13 protein-coding genes are annotated in these 12,997 nt (G+C 50.9%); 11 read left to right on the plus strand and 2 right to left on the minus strand.

Going from position 1 to position 12,997, the window contains the following annotated elements; translation table 11 throughout:
- Positions 1-313 precede the first annotated feature (313 nt).
- From pyrH to HH215_RS33080, 11 genes are all read left to right on the plus strand, one after another.
- Positions 314-1,051 carry a UMP kinase gene (gene pyrH, locus HH215_RS33030; RefSeq protein ID WP_169283774.1) on the plus strand — a complete coding sequence of 246 codons (738 nt, stop codon included), beginning with the start codon at positions 314-316 and terminating at the stop codon, positions 1,049-1,051.
- A gap of 171 nt (positions 1,052-1,222) precedes the next feature.
- Positions 1,223-1,420 (plus strand): hypothetical protein, encoded by a 198-nt coding sequence (locus tag HH215_RS33035; RefSeq protein WP_169283775.1) that lies wholly within the window; start codon positions 1,223-1,225, stop codon positions 1,418-1,420.
- Entirely contained in the window at positions 1,410-2,672 is a 1,263-nt protein-coding gene (locus HH215_RS33040) for a DNA polymerase IV (RefSeq protein ID WP_169283776.1), read from the plus strand. Before HH215_RS33035 ends, HH215_RS33040 begins: the two co-directional genes overlap by 11 nt.
- Complete coding sequence (locus HH215_RS33045) at positions 2,669-3,163, plus strand: YhjD family protein (protein WP_169283777.1); 495 nt, start codon at positions 2,669-2,671, stop codon at positions 3,161-3,163. Before HH215_RS33040 ends, HH215_RS33045 begins: the two co-directional genes overlap by 4 nt.
- Before the next feature lie 344 nt (positions 3,164-3,507).
- Positions 3,508-4,443, plus strand: coding sequence for a carbohydrate kinase family protein (locus HH215_RS33050; RefSeq protein ID WP_169283778.1), 936 nt, complete (start codon positions 3,508-3,510; stop codon positions 4,441-4,443).
- Between the two features lie 263 nt (positions 4,444-4,706).
- Entirely contained in the window at positions 4,707-5,075 is a 369-nt protein-coding gene (locus tag HH215_RS33055) for a hypothetical protein (RefSeq protein WP_174887652.1), read from the plus strand.
- Between the two features lie 778 nt (positions 5,076-5,853).
- On the plus strand, positions 5,854-6,396 hold the full coding sequence (locus HH215_RS33060) for a hypothetical protein (protein ID WP_169283779.1): 543 nt from the start codon (positions 5,854-5,856) through the stop codon (positions 6,394-6,396).
- A 454-nt stretch (positions 6,397-6,850) separates the two neighbouring features.
- Positions 6,851-7,828: an aldo/keto reductase gene (locus HH215_RS33065; protein WP_169283780.1), complete on the plus strand. Its 978-nt coding sequence runs from the start codon at positions 6,851-6,853 to the stop codon at positions 7,826-7,828.
- A 111-nt stretch (positions 7,829-7,939) separates the two neighbouring features.
- Positions 7,940-8,215 carry a HesB/YadR/YfhF family protein gene (locus tag HH215_RS33070; protein WP_169283781.1) on the plus strand — a complete coding sequence of 92 codons (276 nt, stop codon included), beginning with the start codon at positions 7,940-7,942 and terminating at the stop codon, positions 8,213-8,215.
- A gap of 144 nt (positions 8,216-8,359) precedes the next feature.
- Positions 8,360-9,328 carry an aldolase catalytic domain-containing protein gene (locus tag HH215_RS33075; RefSeq protein ID WP_169283782.1) on the plus strand — a complete coding sequence of 323 codons (969 nt, stop codon included), beginning with the start codon at positions 8,360-8,362 and terminating at the stop codon, positions 9,326-9,328.
- A 139-nt stretch (positions 9,329-9,467) separates the two neighbouring features.
- Positions 9,468-10,121 carry a hypothetical protein gene (locus HH215_RS33080; protein ID WP_169283783.1) on the plus strand — a complete coding sequence of 218 codons (654 nt, stop codon included), beginning with the start codon at positions 9,468-9,470 and terminating at the stop codon, positions 10,119-10,121.
- On the opposite strand, the gene HH215_RS33085 is transcribed toward HH215_RS33080, so the two are convergent.
- The gene (locus HH215_RS33085; protein WP_169283784.1) at positions 10,118-12,556 is read right to left on the minus strand and encodes an MMPL family transporter; all 2,439 of its coding nucleotides are present in this window, start codon (positions 12,554-12,556) and stop codon (positions 10,118-10,120) included. The two genes, HH215_RS33080 and HH215_RS33085, sit on opposite strands and share 4 nt — an antisense overlap.
- Before the next feature lie 31 nt (positions 12,557-12,587).
- Positions 12,588-12,920 carry a hypothetical protein gene (locus HH215_RS33090; RefSeq protein ID WP_169283785.1) on the minus strand — a complete coding sequence of 111 codons (333 nt, stop codon included), beginning with the start codon at positions 12,918-12,920 and terminating at the stop codon, positions 12,588-12,590.
- Positions 12,921-12,997: the final 77 nt, after the last annotated feature.

The raw sequence follows: 12,997 nt of genomic DNA on the forward strand, positions 1-12,997 counted from the left end.
ACTTCCGTTAGAATTAAAAAAATTCCTTTTTAAGCAAAATAAGGGCTGCGGGCTCCGTTAGACTGAAACTAATGCACTGGGGGGCGCTCTGCAATTGCCGCAGGTTTAAGTTGATCCGTTACGCATGAATCCGTTATTGCCTTTTGCAGTCGTTATGTATAAAATAAATCGATATCATTTTCTGGAAGGAGTGGGGATATGCGGAGGAGACGGAGGAATGACGACAGAGCCACTTCGCCGTTCATATTCTCATTCCATTAGGACGCTAAGCATTTAATGCTTAGCGTTTTTTATTTTTAGGGGGTGTAAACGTTTGACGAAGTACAGGAGAGTTCTTATCAAACTAAGCGGCGGAGCAGTCGCGGGAAATGCCGAATTCGGTTTTGCGCCGGAAAGATTGGATTACATCGCTAATGAAATTATGTCGGTCGTGAATCTAGGCGTCGAGGTATCCTTGGTGATAGGCGGGGGAAATATATTCCGAGGAAATATGGCGGAAAGCTGGGGCATCGAGAGGGCGGAAGCCGACAACATCGGTACGCTTGCGACTGTCGTCAACAGCTTAATGCTGCGCGGAGTTCTGAAAGCCAAAACGAATAAAGAAGTTCGAGTCATGACTGCCATACCTATTACGTCGGTTGCCGAGCCCTATATCCGGTTAAGAGCGGTACACCATTTGGAAAAGGGTTACATTGTGATCTTTGCGGGAGGAAACGGGCAGCCCTACGTAACGACCGACTATCCTTCGGTGCAAAGGGCGATCGAAGTGAACTGCGAAGCGCTATTAGTAGCGAAACAAGGCGTAGACGGCGTTCTCAATGCAGACCCGAAGCATGATAAAGAAGCGCGGAAATTCAGATCCCTCCATTACGACGATGTTTTAAGGCATAACTTAAAGGTTATGGATCAGTCGGCATTCATACTAGCCAGAGACTATAATCTGCCCATGCACGTATTCAACTTTGATCAACCGGGTTCCATGAAAGAAATTTGCGAAGGGAAAAATATCGGAACGTTGATTAGCGGAGGATCTGTTCTGGAATTGGAATAGACGGCGCGGCGACAAGTTTCGACTCACCCATCGGTTCCTGCGGATGGGTTTTTGTTTTTTTCTATTTTCTGTAAATTTACTGTACTTTTACTGTACTTTTTTACCTCTTGCATAAGAACGTTTGTTCGCCATATAATAAGGGAACAAATGTTCTGTATGGAGGCGAGGTACATGGCTGAAAAGTACATTGGGCGCGTAGTTCAGATCATCTATCAGGATGCCAAAGGTCGGATTACGCAACGAACGGTCCTTATCCAAAGCGTGGAGTCCGGTAAAATCCGAGCTTACGACGTACTGAAGAAACAGCCGCGCATGTTCATCGACGATCGCGTATTAGCCGTTCAGCCGGTGATGCGTCATGCATCATAGAGACAGGACTATTTTTCTGATCGATGGGCAATCCTTCTACGCAAGCGTCGAGAAGGCAGCGCATCCGGAATATCGCGATAAGCCGGTTGCGGTTGGAGATCCCGAGCGCAAATCGGGAATTATCCTCGCGGCTTGTCCGATCGCCAAGTCCAAGGGCGTGACGACGGCGGAAAGAGTGTTCGAAGCTCGCGCGAAGTGCCCGGATTTGGTCGTGATTCGTCCGAGAATGCAACGTTACATTACGATTTCGCTGCTCATCACGGAAATATTCGAGTCTTTTACCGATCAAGTCGAACCGTACAGCATCGACGAACAGTTTCTGGATGTGACGGGAGCGATCGCAGAGTACGGGTCGGCGGAAGAGATCGCTCGGAAAATTCAACGGCATGTCAAATTGGCTACGGGAGTATGGTCCCGCGTCGGAATCGGGCCGAGCAAAGTTCTTGCCAAGATGGCAACGGACAATTTTTCCAAGAAAAGGCCGGAAGGGATATTTCGGCTTGGCAACGAGAACATCGAAACCGAGCTTTGGCCGCTGCCGATTAACCAGATGTTTATGGTCGGCAACAGGATGACTCAGCATTTCATGTGCATGGGTCTTCCGACGATAGGCGACATTGCCCGGATGCCGCTTGCGGATTTTAAGCGGAGAATGAGGCTGCGCATGGGCAAGCAAAGCGATATCCAGGCAGAGTATTATTGGCAGACGGCTCGGGGGATCGATCCGAGTCCGGTAGAATCGTCGATCAGAGGCGCGCTTAAATCCGTCAGTCACGGCAAGACGCTCCGTGCTTCGCTATATCGAAAGTCGGAGGATATCGAGGTCGTGCTCCTTGAGCTTGTCGTGGAGGTGTGCCGAAGGGCGCGCAGGTTAGGTTATCAAGGCCGCGTCGTCTCCGTCGGTGCGGGGGAGACGGACGGAGAGCGAAGGTCGGGGTTTAACAGACAAGTGACGCTGCCGCAATCCACCTCTCTGACGCATGAGGTTGCTGCAGCCGCGCATAGAATTTTCGCCGAATTTTGGCAGGGCATGCCCGTAAGCCACCTCTATGTGTCGCTAACGCAACTTACCGATGACAGCACGTACCAGCTTACGCTGTTTGACGATCGGACTGCCGCATACTCGCTTGAGCGGGCAACGGATTCGATCAAAGACCGATATGGCAGCGGCGCGATTATGCGAGGATCCTCGTTATTGGCCGCCGGAGTGGCGAAGGAGCGATCTGAGCAGATCGGAGGACATTACAAATGAGTAAATTGGACGGCAACGAACGATGGAAAGGAAAAATGCTCTTGACGGAGCACCAGGAGCAATATCAGAACCGGCAAAACAAAGGATTATCGGGACGCGCGACCAGCGACGAGCTAACGATGATCCGGGATCTGATTATGTATCCGCATATGCTTACGATGTGCGATAAGAGTTTGCAGGAGATTAAGCGTTCCCCGAATCTATTCAGAACCTATTTCGAACAGCTCATTCAGCACATCATGGATAGCATCAGTAAAGATCTATTCGCTCTTCGGCGCGAGATGAGAAATCGGAATATAAAGGTTTTCGATGACGAGACGAAGGATGGGATTATCTATCATCGCTATGCTTGTCGCGGCTACGAGGATAAGTTCGGAATCGTTCGCGAGACGTTGCGAACGGAGATCAGCTTTCGCTTCGCGAAATACGCGATTTCCGTTTTTCACCCCGACATCACTGGCTATACGGGGATCGCGAATAACCGGGACTGATGAAATCGGCTTACTGCTGACGAATTGTTATCGGATTATTTGAAGGAAAAGATCCACCCAGCCGATGAGAGTGATTATTCCTTAAGAGCTCATGATCGGGCAATCCTTTGTAAAAGCCTGTTAGAACATAAGCCTTCGGTTCCTTCTAAACGGAACGAAGGCTTATTTGCGTGGGTTAACCAAACGTTTCGCCAAAACGAAAAATATGTGGACACCCCTGAGAACGGTCATTACGATATAGATACAACTATGGTATTCATTCGGCGCGTGGGAAATCGTTAATTCGACAAATTCTTCGAAGCGGAGAAACATTTATTGTTCAATTTGCAAAGGGGTGGAGCAAGATGAAAGGAAAAGTCGTGTACGTTGTCGGCGAACTGAATCCCGACATCATCATGACCGGGAAAGATCTCGTTCCGGAGTTTAATCGCGAGAAGCTTCTGGATTCGTTTCAAATGGTGCTGGGGTCGTCTTCGGCGATTACCGCTTCGAACTTGGCGGGGCTCGGCGGCGATGTTCGGTTCGTCAGCGTGATCGGGGACGATTCGTTAGGGCGGTTCTGCCTGGATGAGTTGAATAAGGCAGGCATAGGAACCCAGCATGTACGAGTGGATCCGAGGTGGAGCACGGGTGTAACGTTATCCTTCTCGACCGCTTCGGATCGGGCGCTGATGACGCACCTCGGGGCGATTTCCAGATTGCGTCCCGAGTTTCTTCCGGAGGAGATGTATGAGGAAGCCTCTCATATTCACTTTGGATCTTATTTTCTGCTCGACGACATGCGTCCGCATTGGAATAGCGTATTCGAAAGGGCTGCCGGAAGCGGGATCACGACCTCCTTCGATGCCGGATGGGACATTAACGGGAATTGGAATCGGGATGCGATAACCGAGTTGCTGAAGGTTACCGATTGGTTCATTCCCAACGAAGAAGAATTGCTGCAGATTTTCGACGCAGAGACTATAGGAGAAGCGATTCGCAAATTACCGAATGAGCGAGGAGGAGTTGTCGTAAAAAGAGGCTCGAAAGGAGCGCTCTGCATCGATCGGGACGGAAAAACGATCGAAGCGAAGCCGTTCCCCGTCGTTCCGGTCGATACGACAGGCGCAGGAGATTCCTTTAATGCCGGAATGATCTACGAATGGGTATCCGGTCAGGGAATAACGGAAGCGCTTCGCGTAGGTTGCGCTTGCGGAGCGCTAGCCACTCTTAGAATCGGCGGTGCGGGGAATGTGCCTTCTCGAGAAGAAGTCGGGCAGTTCATTTCCGGTTTTAACTAATTTACCGTAGCTAACGTATCCAAACCTACATGTATCGCCAACGGGTACGAATACAATGAGAACCGCGGATATTTTCGGATGTTTCGAATATTCCGCGGTTCTTTCTTGACAAAAACAACTGTAATGCATATTATTACAGTACAGGGATAAGAATAGACGACAGGCAGATATAACTCTCGCTAATCGTCGATTTTTTTAACTCATATGTAATTGATAATGTTACAGTTAATGCGAGACAAACTTCCGGATGGGCGGTGTTAAAGATGAAAGTCGAAATCAGCGATTGGGTGCAAGCCAAAACGAAAAACGGGGAATTGATTCACGGTTTTGTAGATTCGTTAGACGTTCAAGCGGGTATGGCAACGGTATTCGCCGTTAAATCCGATAATTCGGAATCGATCGGCAGGCTGGTCTCCGTTCGCGAAGGTTGGTTGAGAAAGCTGCCGACGCATTCGTTCGAAGATGCCGAGTCCATCGAAAGCTTGATCGACATCGCTTTGGCCGCGAAGGATGAGCAATGGTTTAACGAGTTATCCCTGAAACTGTCGACCCTCTCGGTAACCGAGGGCGAGAAAAATAGGAAGCCTCATCGAAGAATATCTTCATCGAATCGGTTAGGATATCCGGTGTGAAGGCATTCATGCAACGAACAAGGCCGCTGATCTGAGAAGATTCAGCGGTTTTTTGTTGCGCGTAATGCAGGGACCAAGAGTTCCTGCAAACATAAATTGAAAGAGTTTTCGCAATAGGACCTCGCTCTCTTCTTTAGCATTGTCATTCGCAACCGAAAAGTGGGCACTCTGAGCGGGATTAGAGCGGCTATGCCGCTACTACTCAGGTCTCCCCAGTCGCAAAGCTCCACGGCAAATCCATTAGAGCACAAAGAGAACCTTACACCCGCCCAAAGTTGGCTAACGATCCGAGAAGCGCACAGAGAGTACCTTATCTCCGCCGAAAGTTGGCTAATGCTCCTCGAAACGCACTGAGTACCTTACACCAGTCAAATTTCGGCTAACGATCAGGGAAGCGCACTGAGAGTACCTTATCTCCGCCGAAAGTTGGCTAATGCTCCTCGAAACGCACTGAGTACCTTACACCAGTCAAATTTCGGCTAACGATCAGGGAAGCGCACTGAGAGTACCTTACAGCTGCCAAATTTCGGCTAACGATCCGTGAAACGCACTGAGAGTACCTTACAACTACCGAAGGTTGGCTGACGATCCGGGAAACGAACTGAGATTACGTTATCTCCGCCAAAGGTCGGCTGACGACGGAGGATGTTACTTAGTGTGAGGCTGGATGACGACTACGGTGAAGCAGACTAAAAAGTGCCTAGTAATACTCCCTAAAAGAAGTTGACCTGAGTAGTAACGGCTACGCCGCTTTAAATCGAGCATGGAGGCACTTTTGATGGAATTAGAGCGGCTACGCCGCTTTAAATCGAGCATGGAGGCACTTTGGGTTGAATTAGAGCGGCTGCGCCGCTTTAAATCGAGCAAGGAGGCGCTTTTGATGGGATTAGAGCGGATACGCCGCTTTAAATCGAGCATGGAGGCACTTTGGGTTGAATTAGAGCGGCTACGCCGCTTTAAATCGAGCATGGAGGCACTTTTGATGGAATTAGAGCGGCTACGCCGCTTTAAATCGAGCATGGAGGCACTTTTGATGGAATTAGAGCGGCTACGCCGCTTTAAATCGAGCATGGAGGCGCTTTTGATGGGATTAGAGCGGATACGCCGCTTTAAATCGAGCATGGAGGCACTTTGGGTTGAATTAGAGCGGCTACGTCGCTTTAAATCGAGCATGGAGGTACTTTGGGTGGAATTAGAGCAGCTATGCCGCTTTAAATCGAGCAAGGAAGCGCTTTTGATGGGATTAGAGCGGCTACGCCGCTTTAAATCGAGCATGGAGGTACTTTGGGTGGGACTAGCTAGAGTGGCTTCGCTCTCGTAGAGTTGCACTCAAAGTAACTCATTAGGCCATTTTAACCCGACCTAGCCGGTCTAAACCCGCGAATGGGCCAGCTCCGGTCGATTTAACCCTGCTGAGCCGGTCTAAACCGTCAAGTTCGGCACTTCCAGCCGATTAACCCGGTTGTGCCGCCTAATTTCATCCGGCGATGTCTCTACCGAGGAGATATAAATCGTAGCCTAGCGAATGCACCGCATTGAATTGAGAAGTATGACACACTGTGGATTTACTTAAGCGTCGGATAGCATAGAAAAGAGACAACTCTATTTCGCGAGCTGCCAATCGAATGCCCGAACTGCCAATCGAATACCCGAGCTGCCGATAGAATGCCCCAGTTGTTTACTTAGTACGGTTAAGTATACTTCTTATGCGATCGCAATCGGTTCGTTATAATTGATAAAGAATCAATTAAACAAATTTCCTGGAGGATCTTCCGATGAGCAAAAACATTCCCTTGAATAAACACGGTTATACGGCTAGCCAGCTTGTATTAGGCTGTATGCGGCTTGGTGGCGAATGGAACGATAATCCGATTACCGCAGATCATGTAAAGCAAGCGCACGAAGCGGTCGACGCCGCTCTTTCGGTCGGGATCAATATGTTCGATCATGCGAATATTTATGCGTTAGGCAAAGCGGAAAAAGTGTTCGGCCAAGTGTTGAAGGAGCGTCCGGAACTCAGAGATTCGATCATCCTGCAATCCAAGTGCGGAATCCGTTTTGGGACGGACGACTATCCGCGGACTCGTTTCGATTTCTCGAAAGCGCATATCCTCTCTAGCGTGGACGACATTTTGGCTCGATTGGGCATCGAAAAGTTGGATATCTTGCTCCTGCACAGACCGGATCCATTGGCGGAACCGGAAGAAGTGGCGGAAGCGTTCCATCAGCTGAAAGCGGCAGGCAAGGTCGGAAGCCTGGGAGTCTCCAACATGAGCGAGGGACAGATGAAGCTTCTGCAAGCTTATCTGGACGAGCCGTTGGTCGCGAACCAGCTAGAACTCAGCTTGCTGAAGTTGGACTGGCTGGATTCGGTCGTCCACATCAATCAAGAAGACGGTAAGCGGTCTTCGTTCCCCGAAGGGACGGTCGAATACTGCAGGCTCAATAACGTGCAATTGCAAGCGTGGGGTCCGCTTTCTCGCGGATTATACGGCGGTAAGGATATCTCGGGCGAGAGCGCGAGCGTTCAAGAAACGGCTGCTTTGGTCGCGCAACTAGCCGAAGAGAAGGGGACGAGCAAAGAAGCGATCGTTCTTGCCTTTCTAATGAAGCATCCGGCGAACATCCAGCCCGTTATCGGGACAGTTAACCCGGAAAGAATCATCGCGTGCGGCGAGGCAGGCAAAGTCAATTTATCCCGCGAAGAATGGTATCATCTGTACATTACGTCCCGCGGACGTCCGATGCCTTGATCGGCAAGCCGTTCAACAACGAGTCTTTCTCTTCGGAGAAGGCTCGTTTCTTTATTTGGGATTTGGATGTAAAATGTAAAGGTACCCAAAATGAAAGATGAGGTGTTGGATATGGAATTGATCGTTACGCCTTCCGCGCTGTCATGCTTCAAAGGGGAATGGGGAATTGCCGACGGAGAGATCATTCGGGTGTTCGTGCGATACGTAAGCGGCGGGGAAACGCCGTTCGCGTTCGGAATCACGAGGGATACTCCTCATGACGCCGCGGTGACGACGGTAGCGGAAATGATAACCTTTTATATGGAAAGCAAGGACGTTTGGTTTCTGGAAGGGAAAAGCTTAAAGATCGATTGCCAAGACGAAGACATCGTGTTTCATTTCGCGTGATCGATCGGAATGGGCAGTCGCCCGATTCGTCTCTTGCTCCGGAAAACAGTTGCAATAGAGGTAGCAATGAGAATCGGTTTGATGTAAACTAATAATCATTATGTTTCGAAACCGCACATGCAGGAGAAAAGGAGATTTAAGGATATGACGGTACATAACCAGACGAATCATTGCAAGATCGTGGATTGCACCATCCGCGATGGAGGACTCGTTAACAATTGGGATTTCAGCGTGGAATTCGTGCAGGATTTGTACGAATCGCTTAACGCTTCCGGGGTTGAGTACATGGAGGTCGGCTACAAAAACTCCCCTAAACTTCTGAAGAGCGAAGGCACAGAAGGGCCATGGAGATTTCTGGACGACGATTTCTTGCGTAAAGTCATCGGCGAGAAGAAAAGAACGAAGCTCTCCGCGCTTGTTGACGTGGGCCGCGTAGACGAAGCTGACGTTCTTATGCGCAGCGAGTCGATGCTCGACCTGATCCGGGTTGCTTGTTACGCTCGCGATACGGCTAAGGCTATCGAGCTTGCAACGTTGTTCCATGAGCGCGGATACGAGACGACGATCAACATTATGGCTTTGTCCGGCGTTATGGACAACGAACTGAACGAAGCGTTAGCGATGATCAACGACAGTCCGATCGACGTCGTATACATCGTGGATTCCTTCGGCAGCTTGGATCCGGACGACATGCGTTATTTGGTGGAGAAATTCCGCCGTGCTCTGAAGAACAAACGCTTAGGCGTTCATACGCATAACAATCTGCAGCTTGCATTCGCGAACACGTTGACCGCGGCTCAACTGGGCGTCGAGTTCCTCGATGCTTCCGTCTACGGAATGGGTCGCGCGGCGGGCAACACGCCGACCGAGCTCTTGCTGGCGAAGCTTACCCGTCCGGAATACAGCCTTCGTCCGGTACTCGGCATGATCGAGAAGCATATGATCAAGCTGCGCGAGAAGGAAGAGTGGGGATACCTCATTCCCGACATGATCACGGGAACGTTGGATGAGCATCCGCGTTCGGCGATGGGCTGGCGCGCATCCGACAAACGTGACCAATTCACCGATTTCTACGATAAAATGACAACGCCGGAAGTATTTCACGGCAAATAAATACATCCGTTATCGCACGAAGGAGCTAGCTTAGAGTCCATAAGACTCGGCTAGCTCCTATTTTTTGTAATTTCTCTCGACAAATTCCGTACTTTGGGCTATTGTCTTGTAAAAAGATGGTATTCCAGGAGGCGACAGGATGAGGGAAATGATCCCTGCCGGGCGCGAAAGATCAGGCGAAACCGAACGGTGGGTTACTTTGCTTACCCGGCTGAACAATCGCAAGAGCTTACCTCATTTATTGCCGGATCAGGTGTGGCATCCCGGATTGGATGAAGAGATCGCGGCGATACCGATCGATTTAGTGGCGGACGGAAGGCCGGACGGCACGCTGTCGGCCATGGCCTGGAAGGCGGCGCTTCACCTATGGAACGATAGCCTGGATGCGGCGCATGCCTTGGTCGAGCATATGAATACCCCGACGGGGGCGGCTTTGCATGGCATTATGCATCGGCGCGAAGGGGACTTCGATAACGCGAAATACTGGTTTCACCAAGCCGGCAACCATCCGGCTTATCACGGCCTGCAATCGAGAGCGGCCGCATTCTTAGGCGAGCGTAGGATTCCGAGAGGTTCGCTTCAGACGGCTCTCTTGCAGATCGCTTCTCAAGGGAGCTGGAATGCGTATTTGTTCGTGAATGTCGTTGCTATTCAACAACGTTGCGTCGATGAACAAGAAGCCGGCGACATCCTCGAGTATCTTCAACAATTGGAGCTGGAAGCTTTCATTCGTTTTCTAGAGGGGAGAATCGCGGTAAGCAGTTGGAAAACGACATTTTCGGACGATGACTAAGGTAACTTTCTGTTTGTTTTGGCCTTGAAAGGCCACCCGTTCTTTTCCCCTAGGAGGAACGTGAAAGCAGGCACGATGAGCCCCATGAACAATGTGGCGTATAACAATAAACCGAACAAAGTTCCAAGGCCGATCTGAACGAGCGTAACTACCCCGGAGAAGCAAAGGGCTCCGAACGTTCCCGCCATGATGATCGCCGCGGACGTGATGATGCCTCCGGTTGTTTTCATGGCTTTCGTCATGGCTGAGCGGACTTCCCCAGGTCGAACCTCTTCTTTGAATCTAGCCATTAGGAAGATGCTGTAGTCAACCCCGAGAGCCACGATAATAAGGAAAATAAAGAAGCTCACCGTCCAGGATAGACCAGGGTACCCTAACATATCTACGAAGACGAATTCCGTGATCCCCATCGTAATCAAGTAATTGAAACCCAAAGAGAGCATGACGCAAATAGGTGCCAGTACGGAACGCAGCAACAGGATGAGGACGACGGCGATTCCCGCGAGCACGAACAAACCCGTCCGGACGAAATCGTGATAGGATATGTCTCTTAGCTCATTGTATTTGGCGGATACCCCCGTAACATAAGCCTTCGTATCCGTAAGATAAGTGGAGGCTAAGCTTGCCCGCAATTGACCGGCGATGACCGGTACGGAATCCATTGCCAAGCCGGAATAAGGATAGGGTTTCAAGATGAGTTCGAATTTCGTCGTCTTTCCATCCGGAGAAATATAGTAGTCCAACGCTTGACGATCGGCATCGGTCGTCTTGCTCCCCGCTGAATCCGAGACGCGAGCAAACCCGCCTAGCGGCGAAACGAGAAGCTTGCCGATTCCGTCGCCCAACCGACCGATGGAAGGCAAGATCCCTAACAATCCTTGACTGAACGGAAGGGCTCCTAAAGCTATGGCTTCAAGCCCTTCGGACAGGAATCTTTGTTCTTTCATAATGGTTTGGATGATCTCGTCGACGTTCGGAGTCCGCAGTTGTCCGGGTACGGTCATTTGATCGGGCTTGCGTCCGAGCGGACGAACCGCGCTGCGAACCTCCAGTACGTTGTCCGCTCTCGCGAGATCCGAGCTTGCTTGTTCTAGCGCCGCAAGTCCCGATTTCGTGCGCATCGACTGAGCGGCGGACACGGCAATCGTCACCGGGAACGCTTCTCCGGCACTGAATGCGCGTTCGATCTGGCGAAATCCGACGATGGATTCCAGCTTCGGGTCCATCTCCGAAATATCGTCGAAGGAGCGCTGGCCTTGGAAGAGCAATGCGAGCGGAGCCAGCAAGATCGTGGTCGAGAGCAGCACAAGAGTCGAACGTTTGGCGGCCAGCGTCGCGAGCTTTGCCCACATCCGCGATTCTTCCCGCTTATGCGCTGCGCCATGGCGATTAGGCCAAAAGGAAGCTTTACCGAAAACCAATAATAAGGCGGGAGTAAGCGTTAAAGCGGCCGCGACGGTCACTAGCATGCCTATAGCAACGCCTACCGCGGAACGATATAAGCCGAAATCCGCGAAACCTATGAGTAAAAACGCGGTAAGCACGGTGCTTGCCGAGAATAGGATCGTTTTCCCGACGCCTCTCATCATGCGGGAAATCGCCGCCGGGAGAGCTTCCCCGTTATCCGATCTTAACTCCTCGCGGTACCGCTGTATGATTAGGATGCAATAGTCCGTGCCGGCTCCGAATAACACGGCGATAAGGAAGGATTCCGTAAAGTGGGAGACGGGCATGCCGAATTGCGCGGTCCATCCGACCAGTCCGCGCGCAATAATGAAACTGATTCCGATCGTAAGCAACGGGATGATTGGGGTGATGGGAGAACGGAACACGAAGAGCAATATTACGAGCACTAGTCCGATCGTGATAATCTCGGTGCGTCTTAAGCCGTTTTCCGAAGATTGCTGGAAATCCTGAGACAGCTGGGCGCTTCCCGTCAAGATGGCCGTCGTTCCCGAGGGAGCCTCGCGAAGCATCGGTTTAATCTTCGCGAGCGAAATCTTCGTCGAATCCTCGAAATCGGCAAAAGGAAAATTGACGATGGCGAGCAGCGTCGAACCGTCTTTGCTGAGCATCCGCTCTGCCAGTTCCGGATTCGTTCGGGTGGATATTACGCTAGAAATCATGAACTCTTGTTTGCTGGACTGTATCCGTTCAAGAAGCTCCTCCATCCAGCGTTTGTCCGTGTCGTTCAAGCTCCCCTGGCGATGCAGGACGATCACCGCGCTGGACAGGGAATGCGAGGACGGGTTAATTTCTTGCAATAGACGAACGGCCTGAACGGATTCGGCGTCAACGGGCAAGAACTTCTGTTCCGTCTGCCGGACGATGCTCTGTAAATCCGGCAAAACAAAGAAAGAGAGGGCTGCAAGCGCCAGCCATACGGCTACGATCGCCCAACGAAGCTTAGCGATCCAGCCTATCCATTTTTCCATAATACACCTCGGGTCATCTGGTCATCCGTCTTTATTCCTTAAGGGCATGACTGCCCGATTGTCCGTAACCTTCTAATTGACCATCCCCGCGGATGGCGGCGGCTCGATGCTGCGGGTTGGGGTGGAAAAATCCCTTTCCTTCCAACCGGCGTCCTCCGATCGTTATCGCGCTCATGCCGACGCCGATTTCTTCCGATTCCGCGAACCTTCCGAGCAAACCTTCGTCGGTTATTCCGTCTACGTCGATATACCAGAGACGCGTACCGTATTCGGAGACGATCATCAATTTGGCGCGAGAGAATTCCAGGGGCCATGTTTGCGAATCTTGCGTGATGACGAGTTCCGCCAAGTCGTATGTTTCCACTTCTGAACCATTCCTCCCTTGCCGATATTATAATTGTACCGTGTTTTTCGAAAAGGTTGCAAATGCAAGTTGCGAAG

The organism is Cohnella herbarum, assembly GCF_012849095.1.
Classification (GTDB): Bacteria; Bacillota; Bacilli; order Paenibacillales; family Paenibacillaceae; genus Cohnella; species Cohnella herbarum.

What these genes read in the sequence shown, in the direction of transcription:
- HH215_RS33035 (WP_169283775.1), top strand. Translation starts at nt 1,223, where the DNA reads ATGGCTGAAAAGTACATTGGGCGCGTAGTTCAGATCATCTATCAGGAT.
- HH215_RS33040 (WP_169283776.1), top strand. Translation starts at nt 1,410, where the DNA reads ATGCATCATAGAGACAGGACTATTTTTCTGATCGATGGGCAATCCTTC.
- HH215_RS33045 (WP_169283777.1), top strand. Translation starts at nt 2,669, where the DNA reads ATGAGTAAATTGGACGGCAACGAACGATGGAAAGGAAAAATGCTCTTG.
- HH215_RS33050 (WP_169283778.1), top strand. Translation starts at nt 3,508, where the DNA reads ATGAAAGGAAAAGTCGTGTACGTTGTCGGCGAACTGAATCCCGACATC.
- HH215_RS33055 (WP_174887652.1), top strand. Translation starts at nt 4,707, where the DNA reads ATGAAAGTCGAAATCAGCGATTGGGTGCAAGCCAAAACGAAAAACGGG.
- HH215_RS33060 (WP_169283779.1), top strand. Translation starts at nt 5,854, where the DNA reads ATGGAATTAGAGCGGCTACGCCGCTTTAAATCGAGCATGGAGGCACTT.
- HH215_RS33065 (WP_169283780.1), top strand. Translation starts at nt 6,851, where the DNA reads ATGAGCAAAAACATTCCCTTGAATAAACACGGTTATACGGCTAGCCAG.
- HH215_RS33070 (WP_169283781.1), top strand. Translation starts at nt 7,940, where the DNA reads ATGGAATTGATCGTTACGCCTTCCGCGCTGTCATGCTTCAAAGGGGAA.
- HH215_RS33075 (WP_169283782.1), top strand. Translation starts at nt 8,360, where the DNA reads ATGACGGTACATAACCAGACGAATCATTGCAAGATCGTGGATTGCACC.
- HH215_RS33080 (WP_169283783.1), top strand. Translation starts at nt 9,468, where the DNA reads ATGAGGGAAATGATCCCTGCCGGGCGCGAAAGATCAGGCGAAACCGAA.
- HH215_RS33085 (WP_169283784.1), bottom strand. Translation starts at nt 12,556, where the DNA reads ATGGAAAAATGGATAGGCTGGATCGCTAAGCTTCGTTGGGCGATCGTA.